Genomic DNA, 18,594 nt, shown 5'->3' with positions numbered 1-18,594 from the left:
AAAAAATTAGATAAAATATAATAGATAAATTTATATAGGTATTTAGACTTATTTAAATGAAAAAGCGCCCAATCAAATGGACGCTTCTTTAAACTATTTTTTCAAGATGATGTATTCGTAAGGTTCAAGCTGAAGCTGCTCAGGCACATGCTGTCCAGTCAGCACATTTTCATAGTTTTCCGTTGAATTAAGTGAGAGGAGCTGCTGCTCTTCTGTAAAATTCATCAGAAACACATAATCCTGTGTTCCGTCTGTTCGTTTTTGTACACTGACTCCATCTGGAATCGCAGTAGATAGAACAGGTTGTAAGCCGATGCCTGTGATGAGATCTTCGTAAAAATCATCATAAAAAGCCTGCTCATTTTCTGAGGCTATATAGTATGCCTTCCCTTTTTCTAAAGAACGGACAGTCAGGGCGGGCTGTCCTTCGTAGCAGCCATTCTCAAAATGTCCTAACACAGAGGCTGTTTCAGGATGGATGGATTCGCAATATTGTCCGACATGATAGGTGCGTCCATTTCCTGTGGTCATTAACACATGTTCATCTGGCATCAATGTGTTGATTTCCTCTGCCCAAATGCCAAGTACATCGCGGAGAGGACCAGGGAAACCGCCGAGGAAACAGAGGTCATTTTCATCGACCATGCCGCTCCAGTACGTCGCAATAAAAATACCGCCTTCTTGAACAAACGCTTCTATCCTTTCCGCAACGCCTGGTTTGATCATATAGAGCATTGGCCCAACGAGCACCCGGTAGGAGGAAAAATCCTTTTCCATGCTGACTATATCTACAGGGATGCCCTTTTTCCAGAAGCTTCGATAATGAGTTTGACATGCTTCTACATATCGTTTGTTTGTATTATTTAAGCCTTGCGCATCATCAATCGCCCAGTGGTTTTCCCAATCGTATATAATGGCGACCTCAGGCTGTACAGATGTGCCCGCAATTGGCTGAAGCTGCTCGAGTTGTTTCCCTAGATCAGCCACCTCTTGAAACACGCGCGTATGTTCATGGCCAGAATGATCGACAACAGCGCCGTGGAATTTCTCAGAGGCACCTCGACCTTGCCGCCACTGGAAATAAAGAACAGAGTCTGATCCGTGGGCAATGGCCTGCATGGCAGAAAGGTGTGCCATTCCTTTATGTTTAACCTTGTTCACTTCATGCCAGTTTACAAGGCTCGGTGTACTCTCCATGACGAGAAACGGCTTTCCGTCTTTTAATGAGCGATACAAATCATGCACAAAGGCGACGTTTGATGCTAATTCGGCAGTTGTTTCTCTGCCGCTGTGCCAAGCAGGGTAGCTATCCCATGAAATCACGTCGACCTCTTTTGCAAATTGATGATAATCTAGCCCAAGGAATGGACGCATATGCGGATAATCGCCCATAAAGTTTGTGGTTACTGGGATATGAGGCGTCAATTCCCGAAGCGGCTCAATTTCATTTTGATAAAAATTGATCGTTTGTGCTGTAACAAAGCGCTTCCAATCTAGATTCATCCCGTGAATCATGTGCTCCCCGTGCGGTGCAGGTGACTCGATTTGTGACCAATCACTATACGTGTGGCTCCAAAATCCTGTCCACCATGCTTGATTCAAAGCCTCAAGATCATGATTGTATTTATCTTTCAAATAGTCTCGAAATGCTTCCTGGCAAAGATCACAATGACATTCGCCGCCGTACTCATTCGAAATGTGCCACATGATCAGTGCTGGGTGATCCTTGTAGCGTTCCGCAAGCATCCGGTTGAGTGTATTCGTTTTTTCTCGATAAACGGGTGAGGTGAAGCAATGATTATGGCGCAGTCCATGTAAATTGCGCTGACGGTTGGCCTCGACCCGTAATACCTCTGGATATGTTTGTGACAGCCAAGCAGGTCTTGCCCCGCTTGGCGTTGCGAGAATGGCGTGTGCCCCCTGCGCTGCCAAGCGGTCCATAATGTCATCCAGCCAGGCAAAGTCATACTGCCCTTCTTTTGGTTCTAGCTTACTCCATGCGAAAATGTTGATGGAGAATGTTTGACAGTGTGCAAGTTTCATTAATCGAAAATCTTCGTCTATGATCTCTGGCATATGAAGCCATTGATCTGGATTATAATCGCCACCATGTAAAAAGCCTTTTACATTTGGGTGAACGAGTGGGTAACGCTTTCCCATTTTGTCACGTCCTATCCTTAATATTACGGTGTCATTTGTTTAAATACATCAAGAGAAGGCAGTGCTTTTCCGTTGAAATCAAACATCGCTTGATTTTCCCAAGCATTTCCGACAGTACCGGTTGTTTGAATATAAGCGAGTCCATATTGGCTAGACCATGGAGCGCCTTTCGCTGGAATCCAAAGCGGCTCCCAATAAAAGAACCCCTTCCCGCGGTTGTTGTTTACTTGTGAAATTTTTTCGGAAAGATCTCGTATAAAAGAAGCCTGGCCTTGTGGTGATGCTGGATAACCGGCTGTATTGACGGAGTCTTGATTAAATGAGTTTTCTAAGTTGTCACCATTTGCTGTCGTAAAGCCGTAAGCAGTTTCTACCACGATGACGTCCTTGTTATAGCGGTTGCTAATGTCATTCATATTGGAGGTCAGACCGCTAAAGCCGCCGTCCCAATACGGGTAATAAGATAAACCGATCGTATCGAATGAGACGCCTCGTTTTGTGATTTCATCAAACCACCAGCGGGAGGCACCATTGTCCCCTCCATGTGCAAGGTGAAGCATAATTTTGATATTTGAATCGACAGAGCGTACGGCATTTGTGCCAGCCTTTAGCAAAGCGGCAAGCCGGTCAAATTCACCTCCGCCTTCCCCCCAGCTTTTGCCGTTTGGCCACAGCATACCTGAGTTCAATTCATTCCCGACCTGAACCATATTCGGCAAAGCATTTTGTGCTCTCATTGCTTTGAGTACATCACTTGTGTAAGTACCGACCGCTTTTTCTAAGTCGCTTTGTGAGAGGGACGCCCACGCTTTCGGTTTGAATTGTTTACCAGGATCCGTCCAGAAATCACTATAGTGAAAATCAAGCAGCACTTTCATGTTTTGTGCTTTTGCACGTTTCGATAAAGCGATGGCTGTATTGAGGTCATTTGTCCCGCCGTTATAGGCGCGGCCTTGATTGTCATATGGATGGTTCCACAGTCTGATGCGCACATAGTTAACGCCTTTATCCTTTAATAGCTTGAGCGGATCAACCTGCTGTCCGTTCTGGTTGTAGTATTTGCCGCCGCTTTTCTCTACTTCTGCAAGCATAGAGATATCGGCTCCTTTGATGAAATCACCTTTCAGTCCATTGATCGGCTGAACAGAAATCGTATCTGCCTTTGCTTCAGGCAAAACACCTAACCCTATCAGAAAGAAAAAGGCAACAGTGACAAGCAACCATTTTTTCATCAAATCTCCCCTTATCCTTTTGTCCCGCCTTGTGTGAGACCGGACACAAATTGTTTTTGTAAAACAAGGAACAGTAAAGCGACTGGAATCGCAATGAGTAAAGCCCCGGCTGCAAAGGTCGTGTAGCTGGCACCCATTTTGTCTGACACAAGATTGTACAGACCAATCGGGAGCGTATACATTTCGGGTGAGCGGACAATGACACTGGAGATGATGAAATCACCCAGTGGTCCTGTAAATGAGTTGATCGCGACAACAGCTAAGATGGGCTTAGCGAGCGGCATAATAATTTGGATGAAAATCCGGAAATGCCCTGCGCCATCCATTCTGGCTGATTCATCGAGATCTTTCGGAATCGCATCAAGATAGCCTTTCATTAAATACGTATTCATCGGAATTTGTCCGCCTGCATAAATCAAAATCAAAGCAAGGTGGCTGTTAATCAATCCGAGCATTTGAGCTAAAACAAAAATCGCAATCAGCGCTGAAAATTGAGGAATCATTTGTAGCAGCAAAAAGAGCATGAGCCCATTTTTCCGCCCTTTGAAACGAAATCTAGAAAAGGCATAGCCTGTGAAGCTGACAAGAATCAGCGTTAATATCATTGTGGCAATACTGATTTTCATAGAGTTCCAATACCATTTTGCATAAAGTGCCCCTTGACCGAAGAACAGCTCGGTGAAATGGCTGAACGTTGGATTTTTCGGAAACATGCTGGTACTCATGAGGCTGTTGCCAGGGTTAAAGGAAGCACCGATCGTCCAAAGCAATGGATATAAAATACAGATGGAGGCAATGAAAAGGATAAAATAAGTGATGCTCAGGCGAATGAGCTTGTTTTGTTTTGATCCCATATCACATCATGTCCTCCTCTTTGAATGAATTCGTTCTCTTAAACTGCCAAAGTGCAATGGCAATGACAAAGATCGAAAGTAAGATCGTAACAGCGGCAGCAAGTGCATATTGCGAAGACTGCATCGTGAGTTTGTAAATCCAAGAAACCAAGATGTCCGTTCCCCCAGCAGTTGACCCAGCAACAGGCGGCCCTCCGCCATTAAATAAGTAGATGATATTAAAGTTGTTAAAGTTAAACGTATATTGCGTGATAAGTATAGGTGCAATGGAATAGAGGACAAGCGGTAACGTGATAGACCGGAACTTCTGAAAGAAATTAGCCCCATCAATGGTCGCTGCTTCGTATAAATCCTCCGGAATCGCCTGCAAAACACCGGTTGTCATAATAAAAACAAAAGGAAATCCGAGCCAAGTCTGCATCGCAATGAGTGCAATTTTGCTCCAAAATGGATCTGTCAGCCATGGTTTTGGGTCAATTCCAATTGAAGCAAAAAGTGTGTTGTTAATGGCCCCAAATGTATCATTGAATAGTCCAGCAAACACCAAAATGGTCACAAAACCCGGAACAGCCCATGGAAGAATCAATATGGTTCTAAAAAATCGTTTTCCTTTTAAATCCTTTTGGTTGAGTAGAACCGCAAGAAAGATGCCGATAGCACATTGAAGGGTCGAAGCAGCCAACGTCCATACGACGGTCCAGCCAAGTACATCAATGAAGGTATCTCTCCAAATATCAATAGAAAAGATATTTTGAAAGTTCTTAATCCCCACCCAATCGATCAGATTGGCAGGAGGCGAATGGTATAAATCGTAGTTCGTAAAGGCAAGTGCAAAGCTAAACATAATAGGAAAAACAACAGAGAATAGAAGTAAAAAGAAAGCAGGAGTGCTCATTAAGTATGGAAAGCCTTGGTCGATGAGCTGATGATATTGTGCACGGATGGAATGGAGCGGAATCCCTTGATCACGCTTTTTTCCGTTCATAAATGCATCACGTATCATGAGTACGTAAAAGCCGATACCAAAACCAGCTGTTAACAGCGCAATAATCCCCTTTGCCAAAAGGAAAACAGAATTGTCACGAGGCAGCATCGTACCAAGTGTGAACAGCCCCCAGAAACCAATATTAAATAAATCATAAAATACGATGATAAAAGAGACGCCAAATAGGAAAAAAAGTGCCCCTTTGCCGTACTGCTTGTTGTAAATCTGCCCCATCCCGGGTATAAGGGAGAACATTAGCGCCCGTCTCCGGTGTGTCTTTGATTCCACTATGTGTGTGCGGTCTAGTTCAAGGTTACCCGTCACGTCTAACACCTACTTCATATGAAATTAGATCAAATACGGGCAGCTTGTTAGACTTAAAGGCTACCCGCGTTTGATGATTATTTGGAGTGATTTGCTTTAATTTGAGAGTCAATTTGATTGACCGCATCATCAAATGCCTTTTTCACATCTGTTCGGCCTGTCGCAATAAGACCTAATGCGCTATCAATCGGCTTCCACACCTCTGCCATTTCAGGGTTGTTCGGTGTCAGCGTGGCATATTTCGTTTGTTTTGAAACAGCATCCGCATTGGCATTTTCAGTAATGACTGGATCTTTCATCAGCTTTTTCACTGGTGGAATTTCCTCTGTTACTTCAAATCGCTTCTTCGAATTTTTTTCATTCGTAATAAACTCAACAAATTTCTCAGCAAGATCTTTATTTTTAGAATAAGAGGAGACGTTGTAGCTCTTTACACCTAAGAATGAGCTCATATGCTTTCCATTAGGGAGTGTTGGCAGTTCGGTTACGCCATAGTCAATACCAGCTTCTTTGTATGGACCAAATGACCACGGACCAGAAATCACAGCTGCCGCCTTTTTCTCTGTGAATAAGGAGTTGAGGACATTGATTCCTTGTTCACCAATGATACCTTTCGGGAAAAGTCCTTCACTAAAGAATGTCTCGATGTACTTTCCGCCTTCAATCGCGCCATCGTTGTTCAGGCCAATATCCTTCACATCATAGGAGCCATCGCTTTTCTGTTTGAAAATATAGCCCCCTGATCCGCCTAACACACTTTGTGCATAGTAAATTTCATCCCATTTCGCAACAAAACCGTATTTCCCGCCTTTTGTCAGCTTTTTCGAAAGGTCATACCAGCCATCAAGTGTAGTTGGTGCCTTTTTGACAAGGTCTTTGTTATAGAAAAGCACGGTTGTTTCAACGGATTTAGGAAGTCCATACAGCTTGCCGTTTACCGTTTGTGATTGAATGGATTCGTCTGTGAAGGAATTGATCACTTTTTGATCAGGCTTGATTTCCTGTAACAGTCCCTCAGTGACGGCTGATCCAATTTGATCGTGAGGCATCGTAATGACGTCTGGACCTGTCCCGGCTGCTCCATCAAGACGGAGAGCTTCGATTTGGTCAGCATACGCTTTTTCGACCACTTTGATTTTCACATTATTTTCTTTTTCGAATTCTTTAACAGCGTCTTGAATCCCATCAGACTTTTTGACATCCTCCCAGACTAGCAAGGTCTTTGTACCTGTAGATGCTGGCTGGGACCCGCTTGAATTGTCATCTCCCGGCCCGCATGCTGAAAGCAGAAGTACAGCAGTACCAACGACTGCTGATAATGTCGCCCATTTTCCCTTTTTCATTGGTAATCCCCTCTCGTTCTTTTTTCACAGATGATAAGAAAACGCTTTCTTAATGTGAGAATATCAACTTAAGTAAAAAAAGTAAACATATTTTATTAAATTTATTAAGTAAAATTTTTTACTCGTGTAGAGAGAAAAGAAGCCCTCTGCATTGGGAGGTGCTTCCATTTGTTTATATGGTGCTTTTCCGAAAAACAGGCTCAGAGGCAATTAGCACAGTTTTGGGTAATGTTCTGCCGTCCACAAGTCTTTCTAAAAGTAAATCGATCGCCGTCTCACAAAGTAATGATGTATGGATATGATACGTAGTGAGCGGTGGTGACACATATTGAGACACATGAATATCGTTGATACTAAAGACACTGACGCGATTCGGCAAAGAAAAGCCGCGCTCATTTAATGCTTGTAAGCAGCCGATGGCAAGAGGGTCACTAGCGACGCAAAAAGCGGTGGGTAGATCATCACCAAGCTCGCCGATCGCCGTCATCATCAGCGAATAACCTTCATCGACTGAGAAGTGGCGGCCGATATAGACCAATCGTTCATCAAGCAAATTTTGAGTCATCATGTATTCACGGAAGGTCGTTTCACGAATATCAGGAATATGCACATTTGTATTCAGATCAAGGTCTGTGCCGCCAATGAACCCAATGGATGTGTGCTCTTTTTCGATAAAAGAATCGATGATCTTTTGAACAATTCGTTTCAGGTTCGGCTTTACCGAATCAAAACGGTCTTCATCTGGTGTTGTATCAATAAAGACGATATGCTGGGTGATCGCATATAATTGGTCAAGCTCTGACGTTTTAAATCGGCCGATGGCGATGATTCCTTCTGTAGAAGGATCTATGGAATGAAGGCCATCAGATGGATTGTAAGCGGTAACATTTAAGCTTCGAGTATTGGTCAGTTCTTCAATGCCTAGACGAATGGATTTAAAATAAATATCTTCAAGCTCTTCCTTTTCGGTCATCCAATAGAGAAAGGCAATTTTTTTTAATGAATGTTTGAATGTCTTCTTTTGATAGGACAAAGCTTCTGCGGCGGCATATACTTTTTCGCGTGTTTGATTGGTGACAGATAGGTTGGGGTCTTGGTTCAGTACGCGCGAAACAGTCGCAATGGATAAGCCTGCTTTTTCTGCAATGTCCTTTATTTTAGCTGCCAAATCAGCACCTCCTATAGAAAATATCTCCTCTTAGTATAGAGTCTTTAAAAAAATTAGTAAATATTTTTATTAAATTGTTTTCGTTTAGACGGTTCTTTACGCGCTGGAAAGGAATTAGTAAGATGTATATATGTAAGGTGTTGGATTAAGATTTCTGATAGGAGAGGGACTGATGTATTACGATGCACTGAAGACATTTGTGACAGTGGTGGAGGAGAAAAACTTTACAAAGGCAGCTCAGAAGTTACGGATTTCTCAACCGAGTGTTAGTCTTCATATTAAGAACTTAGAGCAGGAATTCCAGACAGTTCTGCTGAATCGTTCGCCAAAGCAATTAACCGTTACACCAACAGGGGATATGTTGTACCATCGATCAAAACAAATCATTCGCCTATATGAACAGGCGAAGCAGGATATTTATGAGCATCATCATCTGGCAAGGGGAAAGCTGACCATCGGGGCGAGTTTTACTATTGGTGAGTACGTGCTGCCGCAAATCTTGGCGGAATTTCACCAGCTCTATCCGCATGTGGATATTGAGGTGGTGATTGATAATACAGAGGCGATCGCAGGGCATGTCCGCTTATTCCATGTCGACATCGGTTTGATTGAAGGACAGACCAATGACAAAGAGCTTTCTGTAGAAACTTTTTTAGAGGACGAGCTTTATATTGTGGCGCCGTTAGATCATCCTTTTGCTAAGAAAAAGGATGTCACGATTGATCAATTGCAAAACGAAACATGGGTGACGAGAGAAGAAGGATCAGGCACCGGAGAATACTTACAGCACGTCCTGAAGTCAAATGGACTGAAGGCACGAACCTTTGTGACATTTAGCAGCAATCAAGCGATAAAAGAAGCTGTAATCCATGGAATGGGGCTTTCTGTTTTATCTAAATATGTCCTCCAGCGAGGCAGCATTGGCGGGGAATTGGCTGTCATCTCTGTGAGAGGAATGGACTTTAAACGGAAATTCTCCTATGTCGAATCCCCGATGACAGGCGGGAATAAAAATAAGGAATTGCTCGTGGATTTGTTAAGGAAAGAGAGAAAAGACGCTTCTCCGGAGTAGGAGAAGCGTCTTTTTTATAACCCTTTTATTTTGATTTCATCGACTGGGAGGAAGATTTCACCTGTATCTGTATATTTGATCGTGACCTGATCCCCTTCTTTTAAATAAATGACAAGGGGCTCTTTTTCAGATGACATGGTGTAGTTTTTCCCATCGCCAAGCAAGAAGGTGACAGTTGTATAATCACCGGTCTTTTCTTTATAGACGCGTTTCACTTTCCCTTCCGCCTCTTTCTTTTCTTGCTTAGATGAACTGTTGACGGTGCCGCCGCCCTTTTGAAGAGCTGTTTTATAGGCTCTCAGTGCTTCGTTTGGTGTTGAAGCATACGCAGCGATTTCAGGATTGGCTGCAGAAACAATAAAGTAGTTTTGCAGGAATCCATTTGAATCGAGAACAGGTGTGAGCCAGCTGGCTTCCCCATAGAAATTATAGAGAATCGGCATGCGCCCTTTCCATTTCTTCTCAATGAATCGCTTCTCAATAATTTGCAGAGCGCCCTGAGAATCCATGTAGGATTCTTCAAGATTTCCGGTATAATAAGTAGCTTTTCCTGTCCGGGCATTTGTCAGGGCATATCCGAGCATGGAATCAACGCCTTCTTTCGGACTTGTGAAATCTGTGAAGTAATACATATCTCCTTTTGAATCAAACACCGGACTCACATTGGCTTCCGTTCCTTCATCTGAAGGCAGCTTTACATCTGACTTTCCAAACATACTGTTCCAGAACCCGTGAATATAGTTTCCGAAATAGCTGTTTTGCAGACTGACCGCTTCTGGAGAAACAGCGCCATCAATAAAGGCTGGCACTTGATCTAGAGTATATTTCTTCGTTGCACCTGTTTTGGCATCAACCACGACCACGCCGGAAGCTTTAAAGCCGTTTCGGGCAGAGATAAAATCACCATATGTTTGAATGTAATAAGGCTTGCCGTCATCATTGATTTCCAGCTGGGTGTCGCCGTAGAAAATCAAATCTGGATACTGGAGACGAATATGCCGCTCAATTTCTTTGTTGAAATAGGAGGAAGGCGTATAAACCATCTCAGTCTTCACGAACTTTGGATTAGCAGATGAGTCGGTCGCACTTAATGTAAAATAACCTGGTGTGCTGCCTGCACGAATCCATTTAAAGAAGTCCGAGAATTCCACTGGGGCAATGTATACATACTCACCATTGACCTTCTGAATTTGCAAGCTACCAAGCTCGTAGTAGCTTGTGTTTGGAACCTGTCCGAACGATTTCTTCATTTTATTACGGGCAAATTGAGGCGGTACACTAGCAGGTGTTTCTGTTTCTTCAAATGCTTTGATTTCTACTTTTTGCTCCATTTTGGAGACAGCGAATTTCTCATTCGCATTGAAGAGAGAAGCTGTCGCCATGTAAACGCCGAGCAGCAATAGAATAAGAAACAAAACACCTTTTACCTTACGCTCCAATCCCACTGATAAAAAGGCGCCTGCTGCTGTCACAACAAGTCCAATCAGCCAGAGGGATGAAGGATTACGATCTAAATTGGTCATGTAGTAGAAGACAAAAATACCGATCATGAACAGCAAAGCAAGGCCTGCAATCCACATAAGCGGCACCTGCTGTTCCGTGCCTTTCTTTCTAACGATCAACCTGAGCGGTGTGAGCAAAAGGGTCAGGACAAGACCGATCACAACCGAAAACAACAATATATATCCCACAAACAGATCTCCTTTCAAAAATCACTCTTTTAGTATATACGAGTGAAGCGGGCAAAAGATTCATCGGATGGAAGGTTCGTTTTAGATGTCAATTGAGTCGATGACGGCTTGAACATCTTCTTTCAGTTCGACAAATGTGAGTCTTTGCTCGATTTTCTCTGTTAAGGCGTCAATTGCTTGACCTGACATATGCGTTTGGATGCGATTTTGATGTTTATACACTTTGATCTGAAGTTCATCAATTAGACCTAAAATTTTTTCCGCTTCTTGACGGTCTTCGGCAAATTCATTTTGAAGCTGATGCCGAATGGCTCGTGCTAGCGCTGTTTTCTGTTCTTCTTTGATTTTTGCTTTCAAAGCAGCCAGCTCTGCTGGTGTCATCTCTTCTGTGTGAAAGTTTGTTTGAGAGAAGATCGAGGTTGCTGTATGCGTATCTGTCATTCTTTGCAAAAAACGATCTGCATCTGTTGGTTGTTTCTTTGAAAATTCCATTTGTCGTACTCCTTAAGAAATACCCATATTCTTCGCCAGGGCTGTATCTGCATCGTGGTATTGTTTTCCGAGTGCGCTCATATCATCTGATATTGAGTCGATCCACCTTTTCATATTCATAGCGCTATCAATCGCTGTATCATACTTCTTGACCGAATAGAACTCATTTTCAAGACCCTCTGTTTTTAAGTGGCGAATCACGGCATCTACATCTGAAGCTGTCAGCTGGTCATATGAACCAAAGCCCACGATCTGTTTGTATCTTGAACGTACCCGTTCAACAGATTGATCCACTTTGTCATCGAGTTTTTCGATTTTGCGAATGATTTGCTGCATATGGTGATCGGCATATGTCGAGAATTTACGTCCTGTGTTCATGAGAACGTGGGACTTAATTAAAATCGCCACTACACTATGCGGATCAACATTTGATTGACTTAATTGATGTAACATAGCAGTGGTGAGAGATGGATTTTTTCGCAGCATATCATCAATGGTTTGAACGGAGCCATTTGGCGAAAAGGTATAACGATCTAAGCCATGGCTGCCAGCGAGGGCTTCAAGGAATAAATTAGCATCCAGTGAAGGATTCACACTCATTGCCCGATTGAGGAGGTTTTTCATGAATTGGACGGCTTTTGAGGAGTCCTCGGAGTAATCGACGCCTTCAGGGAGAGCGGCATCATACATCACTTTCACTCGACCGATTTCTGTCGTATGCCGATTTAAAAGAGAAAGCCCGTCATTGAGATTGATATATTCTGTTAATCGATTGCGGTAATCGCCTTTTAATGCTTTAGCCTGTAGACCATCCGATAGATTTGGATAAATATTTGGATTTTCAAATGTGACCCCGCCTTGAATAAAGTCATTTTTGACAAGAACATAGGAAGCATTTGACCCGCCGAGTGAATGACCTGTTACATACATTTTGGCATTCGGCATTTTCTTATGTATTTCTTTCGCATATCGGTCTGCTTGAACCATTTGATTCTCTGCCCCATGCTCAAATGGAATATTTTGAATCAGATATTTTGTATCCGACACCATCCAATCTTGAACAATTTCATTTGTATAGGTGGTTGTGCCTGTTGTCATCTTAGTCGTCACTTCCTGTGAAGCCTTCGATCGACTAAAAGGAGGCAGCTTCGTCAAAATGGTAGAAAGAAGATCATCTGACTCTTTTTTTCCATGTTTTTTAATGGTATCTTTATATTGCCCTGCGCCAATCGGTTCAGAACCACGGTAAGCGATGACTGCGTTTTTGATTTTGGTGAGGTCTTTGCCTTTGTTTGAAATACGATAATCTTCTCTCGAGACAAGGGTTAGTGCATTTAGACCTTTTTTTGTTTCTTTATAGTTAACGACGTACATTTTTCTACCGTTGCTAATTTCAATCTCTTTAAAATCCTTAAAGTTATTAATAGCATAGGATTTTGATGATATTTCCTTATAGTCTTCGTCAGTAAGCTTAAATATAGCTGGCTTATTGGTCAATATTAACACTCCTGTTATATTTATCTTTAATAATTATATTATAGAGTGGTATAAATAGCTATTGTAAATACATCGCTTGTTATACAAAAAAGCTGTGTTATATCATAAAAAGGTGGATATTGTATAAATGAAAAATATAATTAAAATTATATGTGTTCTAGTTCTCGTCATAGCCATCTCAGTGATTTTACTTATTTTACAATTTGATAAGAAAAAAGAATCAAACGATGCGGGAGGAAGAAATATAGTGGAAGAAAGAGAAAAAAGCGATCAAGAAAAAGCAGAAGAGTTTGCAGAGAAGATGAAACCTAAGATTGAAGAGCATTTACATAAAAGAGACATTCATCACTTTATTAAAACCATCACGTTTGAAAAAGGTGTGACTATCAACCCTATGGGAGATATTATGATTGATGGATATGTAAATGATGAACCGGAAAAGTACGGATTTTCAGCTTCTTTACAATATAGAGCTAAAAAAATAGGTTCAATGAGCTATGATCCTGACTTATCAGACCGCTTTGAAAACTGGGATGACTTTGATCCTCAAGTAAAAGAAGATTTTCTAAATAGTCTTTCTGAAAAAGAACGTGAACAGTATCTCAAAGACATTGGAGAAAAAGAGTGATTACAAGTGTTCAACTTCTGATGATCTCCAAATCGTTGAAAAAAGGTATATGCTATCATTCCCCTAACGACACTTTAAAATAAGGGAGAGATTTCACCCATGCCAAATAATAAGAAATTGATCTTGGACGTAGATACTGGAATTGATGATGCGATTGGGATTTTGCTGGCGGTGAAAAGTCAGCAGTTCGATATTTTGGGGATTACAACTGTATGCGGGAATGTGTCTGTTGATGCAGCTACATTGAATACGTGTAAAGTGCTTGAGCTGGTTGAGGCAGATAACATTCCTGTCATCAAAGGTTCAGCAACCCCTCTTTTAAGAGCACCTCATTATGAACATCGGGTACACGGAGAGGATGGAATTGGCGGTGCTTTAAAGGATGTCCAGCCAAAGAAAAAAGCAGATGCTGGTTTTGCGCCTGATTTTATCATTGAACAAGTGATGCAGTATTCGAAGCAGGTCACGCTTGTGTTGACAGGACCTTTAACGAATTTAGCCCTTGCGGTGAAAAAATGCCCTGATTTGATTCATCACGTGAAAGAAGTCATTTTTATGGGTGGTGTCGTGAAGGGACAGGGGAACGTCACCCCGGTTGCGGAATTTAATACATATGCAGACCCAGAAGCAGCGAAAGTGGTGCTGGAAGCGGGCTTCCCTTCATTGGTTCAAGTTGGATTGGACGTCACGAGACAGGTCTTGTTAACAGATGAGAGAATCGATGCCATTCAAAATGAAAAGTTGGCAGCTTATATCAAACAAAGTACAAGCATTTACCGCCAGCGCTATTTTGAGCGGAATGGTGTGTGGGCGTGTGCCATGCATGACCCGCTTGCTGTAAGTCTTGCCATTGACAAGCAGCTTGTGAGCACACAGGCTTTTCATGTAGAAGTGGAGACGAAGAGTGAGTTTTGTGATGGTCAGATGATCTGTGATTTTCAGCATCAATGGGAAAAAGAACGCAATGTCCAAGTATGTACGGATGTAGATGCGGAAGCCTTTTTTGATTTATTGATCAAGGTGATGAATTCCTAAAAAGCCTGTGCAAACAGGCTTCTTTTTTATAAGATGGGAACATGAGGAAATGTATGCGCTCACATGAATAAGGGAGGAGTGATGTCAATTGGGTTCTGTCAGTGTAAGTAGTATTGAAAGAATACGAGCAGCAAGCAGAGGATTGCCGCCAAAGCTGAAAGGAATTGCAGAACATATCACGAGTGAACCGAGTGATGTGATTCATTTGTCTATTGTAGAGCTTGCCAAAAAGACAGCGAGTTCAGAGGCAACTATTTTTCGTCTTTGTAAAAGACTTGGATTTGAGGGTTTTCAAGATTTGAAAATTACTATTGCCCAGGAAATAGATCAAACAAAGCCTGATTATGTAGATGAAGAGATGAGTCTTGAGGATGATATGGACGTTTTTATGCAAAAGGTTTTCCAAACAAATATTTCTGCATTAAAGGATAGCTTTCAATTGTTGAATCCAGAGGATGTAGAAAAAGCCGTACAAATCATTCATGAAACAAAACGTTTAGAGTTTTATGGGAGTGGTGGGTCTGGTCTCATTGCAACAGATGCTTTTCATAAATTTATGAGGACAGGCATCAATTGTATTGTTCACACAGATTCTCATTTTCAAGCAATGTCTGCCAGTCTCCTAGATCAGCACAGTACAGTGATCGGTATATCTCATTCTGGCCGTAATAAAGATTTACTCGATGCGATGAAAACAGCAAAGGAAAAAGGAGCTAAAACGATCGGTATTACAAGTTATCAGCGCTCTCCATTGAGCCAGCTTGCCGATGTCACATTGTATACATCGACTCAAGAAACGGCTTTTCGGACAGAAGCGATGTCTGCAAGGCTTGCTCAGCTTACTGTTATTGACGTACTATACTTTGCACTTGCTCACTTAAGACAGCAGGAAACATTAACAAATTTAAAACAAATGCGAGAAACCATTTCACAAAAAAGGGTGTAATGGTTTCAAAAATAAATTTTTCTATAAGTGAAAAATGCTGTTGTGGTAACGATTGTGAGCTTTTAAGTGAAAAAAATTTTCTTTTCGGTCGTTGAATGTCGAAAAAAATATTCCTATAATGGGATTTAACAGGCAGATCAAAATGACAAATGTGATTTCAAATCAATGATTGGGCGTGATACAGATGGAGGGAAACCAAGCGGTAATTGGTTTGGATATTGGAACAACTAGTACAAAGGCGGTTCTGTTTGGACCGCAGGGGAAAGTGATAGCAAAGCATTCGGTTCCTTATGATCTCATTCAGCCTCAGCCAGCATGGGTTGAACAGGATCCCGAACATATATTAGAAGCCGTCATTGCGAGTGTAAGAGGTACGTTGACGAAGGCAGCATTCGATCCAAAACATCTCATAGGCGTCGGCATTAGTACAGCGATGCATTCTTTGATTGTAATGGATGAGGATGACAAGGCGTTAACGAACAGTATCATTTGGGCAGATAACAGAAGTGCAGAACAAGCGAAACGTATCATTACGGACATGGATGGCTTTCAAATTTATAAAAGAACCGGCACACCGATCCATCCAATGTCACCGCTTTCAAAAATACGTTGGTTCAAGGAAATGTCACCTGATGTCTTCGAGAAAGCAGCGAAATTTATTTCCATCAAAGAATATATTCTTTATCATTTCTTTGGCCAGTATGTGGTCGATTATTCAATTGCTTCAGCAACAGGGCTGTTCCGATTGGAAACGCTTCAATGGGATGAAGAGGCGCTTCGTATTGCTGGAATTAAAGCCAATCAATTGTCTGAACTTGTTCCGACGACGCATCAATTGAGAGGACTTCAGCCAGAGATCGCACTGCGAATGGGCATTGCGGAAGATACACCATTTATTGTTGGTGCGAATGATGGGGTTCTAGCGAATTTAGGTGTGGGCGCAATTGGAAAAGGTGAGGTCGCAGTCACGATTGGGACAAGCGGTGCAGTTCGTACGGTTGTAGACAAACCAATCACAGATGAACAATCAAGAACGTTCTGCTATGCGTTGACAGATAAGCATTGGGTGATTGGAGGACCGACGAATAATGGCGGGATTATGCTGAGGTGGCTGAAGGATGAATTTGGATCTTCAGAGGTCGAGGTAGCAAAGCGCCTTGGGGTGGACCCTTACGATCTGATGATTGATATTGCAGAAAAAGTTCCAGCTGGCTCAGAGGGATTGCTGTTTTTGCCATTTTTAACAGGTGAACGTGCGCCTTATTGGAATCCAAATGCGAGAGGTACTTTCTTTGGGATCAGTCTTCAGCATAAGCGGGAGCATTTTATTAGAGCTGTGCTAGAAGGCGTCATTATGAGTGTTTTTTCGATCGGTGTTGCCTTAAGGGATTTAACCGGTTCAGCAAAGGATGTCAGGGCATCGGGCGGATTTGCGCGATCTCCGCTGTGGCGGCAGATTTTAGCGGATACGATGGGAAGAGAAGTGCTTGTCCCAGAAAGCTACGAGGCTTCGGCACTGGGAGCGGCTGTCCTCGCACTTCATAGTCTAGGTTATATGGAAGAGATAGAAGAGGTTCAAGAGTGGATTCGGATCTCTGACCGACATGAACCAAATATGGAGAACAATGAAACTTACATAGAGATGTTTTATTTATATGAGCGCCTCTATGACAAACTGAAGGATGAATTTGATGTCATCAGTGCGCTGCAATTAAAACAAAATCGATAAACATCAGGGAAAAGGTGGGAGAGCATGCTTTTATTCATCGTGATTGCGGCAATTGTCCTTTTACTCATTCTGATTACAGTCGCTAAGTTGAATCCGTTTGTGAGTTTAATTATTACCTCTATGCTAGTCGGCTTTGCCACTGGGATGGACTTGCAGGAAATCATTCAATCCATTAAAACGGGATTAGGCAATACGTTATCATTGCTGGCCATTGTTCTAGCGCTTGGAACCATGCTTGGGAAAATGATGGCTGAATCAGGGGGAGCTGAGCGGATCGCTCACACATTAATCGGCCGGTTTGGGACGAAAAATGTACATTGGGCAATGATGTTTGTTGCCTTTATTGTGGGGATACCTGTCTTTTTCCAAGTCGGATTCGTCCTTCTTATTCCTTTACTCTTTACGATTGCGATTGAAACGGGTATCTCGCTCGTGACAATTGGCATTTCTTTAATCGCGGGATTGTCTGTTGTGCATGGGCTTGTACCTCCTCATCCAGCAGCTATGGCAGCCGTCGGCATCTATCATGCCAACGTGGGGAAAACCATTTTCTTTTCCATTATTGTCGGTTTGCCGACAGCTATCATCGCTGGGCCGCTTTATGGAAAGTGGATTGGCAAACGGATACATAAACCAGTTCCAGAGTTGCTGAGAAAGCAATTTACTGAACGAAATGAAGATCGACAGCTTCCCGGCTTTGCGAATACGATGTTTACCATATTGGTGCCGGTGATTTTAATGCTTCTTGCCACACTGGCGGACATTATTTTACCAGAGGACAGTTTATGGTTTCAGATTTTCAAGTACATTGGAGATCCAATTACAGCGCTGCTGATTGCAACGGTGTATTCTTTCTTCAGCCTTGGTTTTATGCAAGGAATGAGCCGTGACAGGGTGCTTTCCTTTAGTAATGATTGCTTAGGACCGATCGCTTCGATTCTGCTTGTCATTGGAGCAGGCGGGGCCTTCAATAATGTGCTCATTGATTCGGGTGTTGGCGATTATATTGCAGATTTAGCCAAACACTCTCCGATCTCACCCATTTTGCTTAGCTGGCTGATTGCTGCGGTTATTCGTGTGGCAACAGGATCTGCTACGGTGTCCATGATGACGGCAGCTGGTATTGTCGCTCCTATTGCTGCGTCAATGCCGGATGTGAGCAGAGAACTTCTTGTGTTAGCCACAGGAGCGGGTTCGTTGATCCTGTCTCACGTCAATGACTCTGGCTTTTGGTTGATCAAAGAATATTTTGGTATGACCATTAAAGAGACGTTCTTGACATGGACGGCTATGGAGACAATCATCTCTGTTAGTGCCATTGCATTTATTATGATTATTAATATGTTTATATAGTGAAAGTAACAGCCTCGTTCTACGGAATTGGGCTGTTTTTTCCTTGTGATGATACCACTTCTTTCAGATTGGGGTAAAATGAAGA

General features: G+C 42.4%; 15 protein-coding genes. 6 read left to right on the top strand and 9 right to left on the bottom strand.

The window, feature by feature from the left end:
- Positions 1-93: 93 nt before the first annotated feature.
- The 6 genes from AKG37_RS11030 to AKG37_RS11005 all read right to left on the bottom strand — a co-directional run bounded on the left by AKG37_RS11030 (position 94) and on the right by AKG37_RS11005 (position 8,066).
- The gene (locus tag AKG37_RS11030; protein ID WP_060698851.1) at positions 94-2,160 is read right to left on the bottom strand and encodes a beta-galactosidase; all 2,067 of its coding nucleotides are present in this window, start codon (positions 2,158-2,160) and stop codon (positions 94-96) included.
- A 23-nt stretch (positions 2,161-2,183) separates the two neighbouring features.
- Positions 2,184-3,392 carry a glycoside hydrolase family 53 protein gene (locus tag AKG37_RS11025; RefSeq protein WP_060698850.1) on the bottom strand — a complete coding sequence of 403 codons (1,209 nt, stop codon included), beginning with the start codon at positions 3,390-3,392 and terminating at the stop codon, positions 2,184-2,186.
- 11 nt (positions 3,393-3,403) lie between these two features.
- Positions 3,404-4,246 carry a sugar ABC transporter permease gene (locus AKG37_RS11020; protein WP_060698849.1) on the bottom strand — a complete coding sequence of 281 codons (843 nt, stop codon included), beginning with the start codon at positions 4,244-4,246 and terminating at the stop codon, positions 3,404-3,406.
- Position 4,247: 1 nt separating this feature from the next.
- Positions 4,248-5,486, bottom strand: coding sequence for a carbohydrate ABC transporter permease (locus tag AKG37_RS11015; RefSeq protein WP_060698848.1), 1,239 nt, complete (start codon positions 5,484-5,486; stop codon positions 4,248-4,250).
- 146 nt (positions 5,487-5,632) lie between these two features.
- Positions 5,633-6,898, bottom strand: a complete 1,266-nt coding sequence (locus tag AKG37_RS11010; RefSeq protein WP_060698847.1) for a galactooligosaccharide ABC transporter substrate-binding protein GanS — start codon at positions 6,896-6,898, stop codon at positions 5,633-5,635.
- Between the two features lie 172 nt (positions 6,899-7,070).
- Positions 7,071-8,066, bottom strand: coding sequence for a LacI family DNA-binding transcriptional regulator (locus AKG37_RS11005; RefSeq protein ID WP_060698846.1), 996 nt, complete (start codon positions 8,064-8,066; stop codon positions 7,071-7,073).
- Between the two features lie 172 nt (positions 8,067-8,238).
- Here AKG37_RS11005 and AKG37_RS11000 point away from each other — a divergent pair, with 172 nt between their 5' ends.
- Positions 8,239-9,138, top strand: a complete 900-nt coding sequence (locus tag AKG37_RS11000) for a LysR family transcriptional regulator (protein WP_060698845.1) — start codon at positions 8,239-8,241, stop codon at positions 9,136-9,138.
- A 14-nt stretch (positions 9,139-9,152) separates the two neighbouring features.
- On the opposite strand, the gene AKG37_RS10995 is transcribed toward AKG37_RS11000, so the two are convergent.
- The 3 genes from AKG37_RS10995 to AKG37_RS10985 all read right to left on the bottom strand — a co-directional run bounded on the left by AKG37_RS10995 (position 9,153) and on the right by AKG37_RS10985 (position 12,818).
- A complete protein-coding gene (locus AKG37_RS10995; RefSeq protein WP_060698844.1) occupies positions 9,153-10,829 on the bottom strand; it encodes a hypothetical protein in 1,677 nt (558 codons plus the stop codon).
- An 81-nt stretch (positions 10,830-10,910) separates the two neighbouring features.
- A complete protein-coding gene (locus tag AKG37_RS10990; protein WP_060698843.1) occupies positions 10,911-11,321 on the bottom strand; it encodes a hypothetical protein in 411 nt (136 codons plus the stop codon).
- A 12-nt stretch (positions 11,322-11,333) separates the two neighbouring features.
- Positions 11,334-12,818, bottom strand: coding sequence for a lipase family protein (locus AKG37_RS10985; RefSeq protein WP_060698842.1), 1,485 nt, complete (start codon positions 12,816-12,818; stop codon positions 11,334-11,336).
- A gap of 127 nt (positions 12,819-12,945) precedes the next feature.
- Between AKG37_RS10985 and AKG37_RS10980 the strand changes: the two genes are divergently transcribed.
- The 5 genes from AKG37_RS10980 (at position 12,946) to AKG37_RS10960 (ending at position 18,509) form a co-directional block, all read left to right on the top strand.
- Positions 12,946-13,446 (top strand): DUF1433 domain-containing protein, encoded by a 501-nt coding sequence (locus tag AKG37_RS10980; RefSeq protein WP_060698841.1) that lies wholly within the window; start codon positions 12,946-12,948, stop codon positions 13,444-13,446.
- Positions 13,447-13,545: 99 nt separating this feature from the next.
- Positions 13,546-14,481, top strand: a complete 936-nt coding sequence (locus tag AKG37_RS10975; protein ID WP_060698840.1) for a nucleoside hydrolase — start codon at positions 13,546-13,548, stop codon at positions 14,479-14,481.
- A gap of 88 nt (positions 14,482-14,569) precedes the next feature.
- The gene (locus AKG37_RS10970) at positions 14,570-15,427 is read left to right on the top strand and encodes a MurR/RpiR family transcriptional regulator (protein ID WP_060698839.1); all 858 of its coding nucleotides are present in this window, start codon (positions 14,570-14,572) and stop codon (positions 15,425-15,427) included.
- Between the two features lie 184 nt (positions 15,428-15,611).
- Positions 15,612-17,156, top strand: a complete 1,545-nt coding sequence (gene gntK / locus AKG37_RS10965) for a gluconokinase (RefSeq protein WP_060698838.1) — start codon at positions 15,612-15,614, stop codon at positions 17,154-17,156.
- 24 nt (positions 17,157-17,180) lie between these two features.
- Positions 17,181-18,509, top strand: a complete 1,329-nt coding sequence (locus AKG37_RS10960; protein WP_060698837.1) for a GntP family permease — start codon at positions 17,181-17,183, stop codon at positions 18,507-18,509.
- The last annotated feature ends 85 nt before the right edge of the window (positions 18,510-18,594 follow it).

It is taken from the genome of Bacillus australimaris, assembly GCF_001307105.1.
GTDB classification, from domain to species: domain Bacteria; phylum Bacillota; class Bacilli; order Bacillales; family Bacillaceae; genus Bacillus; species Bacillus australimaris.
The sequence above is the reverse complement of the archived record's forward strand: the minus strand, read 5'-3'. Positions and strand labels throughout refer to the sequence as shown.

Coding starts and splice junctions, on each gene's coding strand:
- AKG37_RS11020 (WP_060698849.1), bottom strand. CDS start 4,246: ATGGGATCAAAACAAAACAAGCTCATTCGCCTGAGCATCACTTATTTT.
- AKG37_RS11010 (WP_060698847.1), bottom strand. CDS start 6,898: ATGAAAAAGGGAAAATGGGCGACATTATCAGCAGTCGTTGGTACTGCT.
- gntK (WP_060698838.1), top strand. CDS start 15,612: ATGGAGGGAAACCAAGCGGTAATTGGTTTGGATATTGGAACAACTAGT.
- AKG37_RS11030 (WP_060698851.1), bottom strand. CDS start 2,160: ATGGGAAAGCGTTACCCACTCGTTCACCCAAATGTAAAAGGCTTTTTA.
- AKG37_RS10975 (WP_060698840.1), top strand. CDS start 13,546: ATGCCAAATAATAAGAAATTGATCTTGGACGTAGATACTGGAATTGAT.
- AKG37_RS10990 (WP_060698843.1), bottom strand. CDS start 11,321: ATGGAATTTTCAAAGAAACAACCAACAGATGCAGATCGTTTTTTGCAA.
- AKG37_RS10980 (WP_060698841.1), top strand. CDS start 12,946: ATGAAAAATATAATTAAAATTATATGTGTTCTAGTTCTCGTCATAGCC.
- AKG37_RS11025 (WP_060698850.1), bottom strand. CDS start 3,392: ATGAAAAAATGGTTGCTTGTCACTGTTGCCTTTTTCTTTCTGATAGGG.
- AKG37_RS11000 (WP_060698845.1), top strand. CDS start 8,239: ATGTATTACGATGCACTGAAGACATTTGTGACAGTGGTGGAGGAGAAA.
- AKG37_RS10960 (WP_060698837.1), top strand. CDS start 17,181: ATGCTTTTATTCATCGTGATTGCGGCAATTGTCCTTTTACTCATTCTG.
- AKG37_RS11015 (WP_060698848.1), bottom strand. CDS start 5,486: ATGTTCTCCCTTATACCCGGGATGGGGCAGATTTACAACAAGCAGTAC.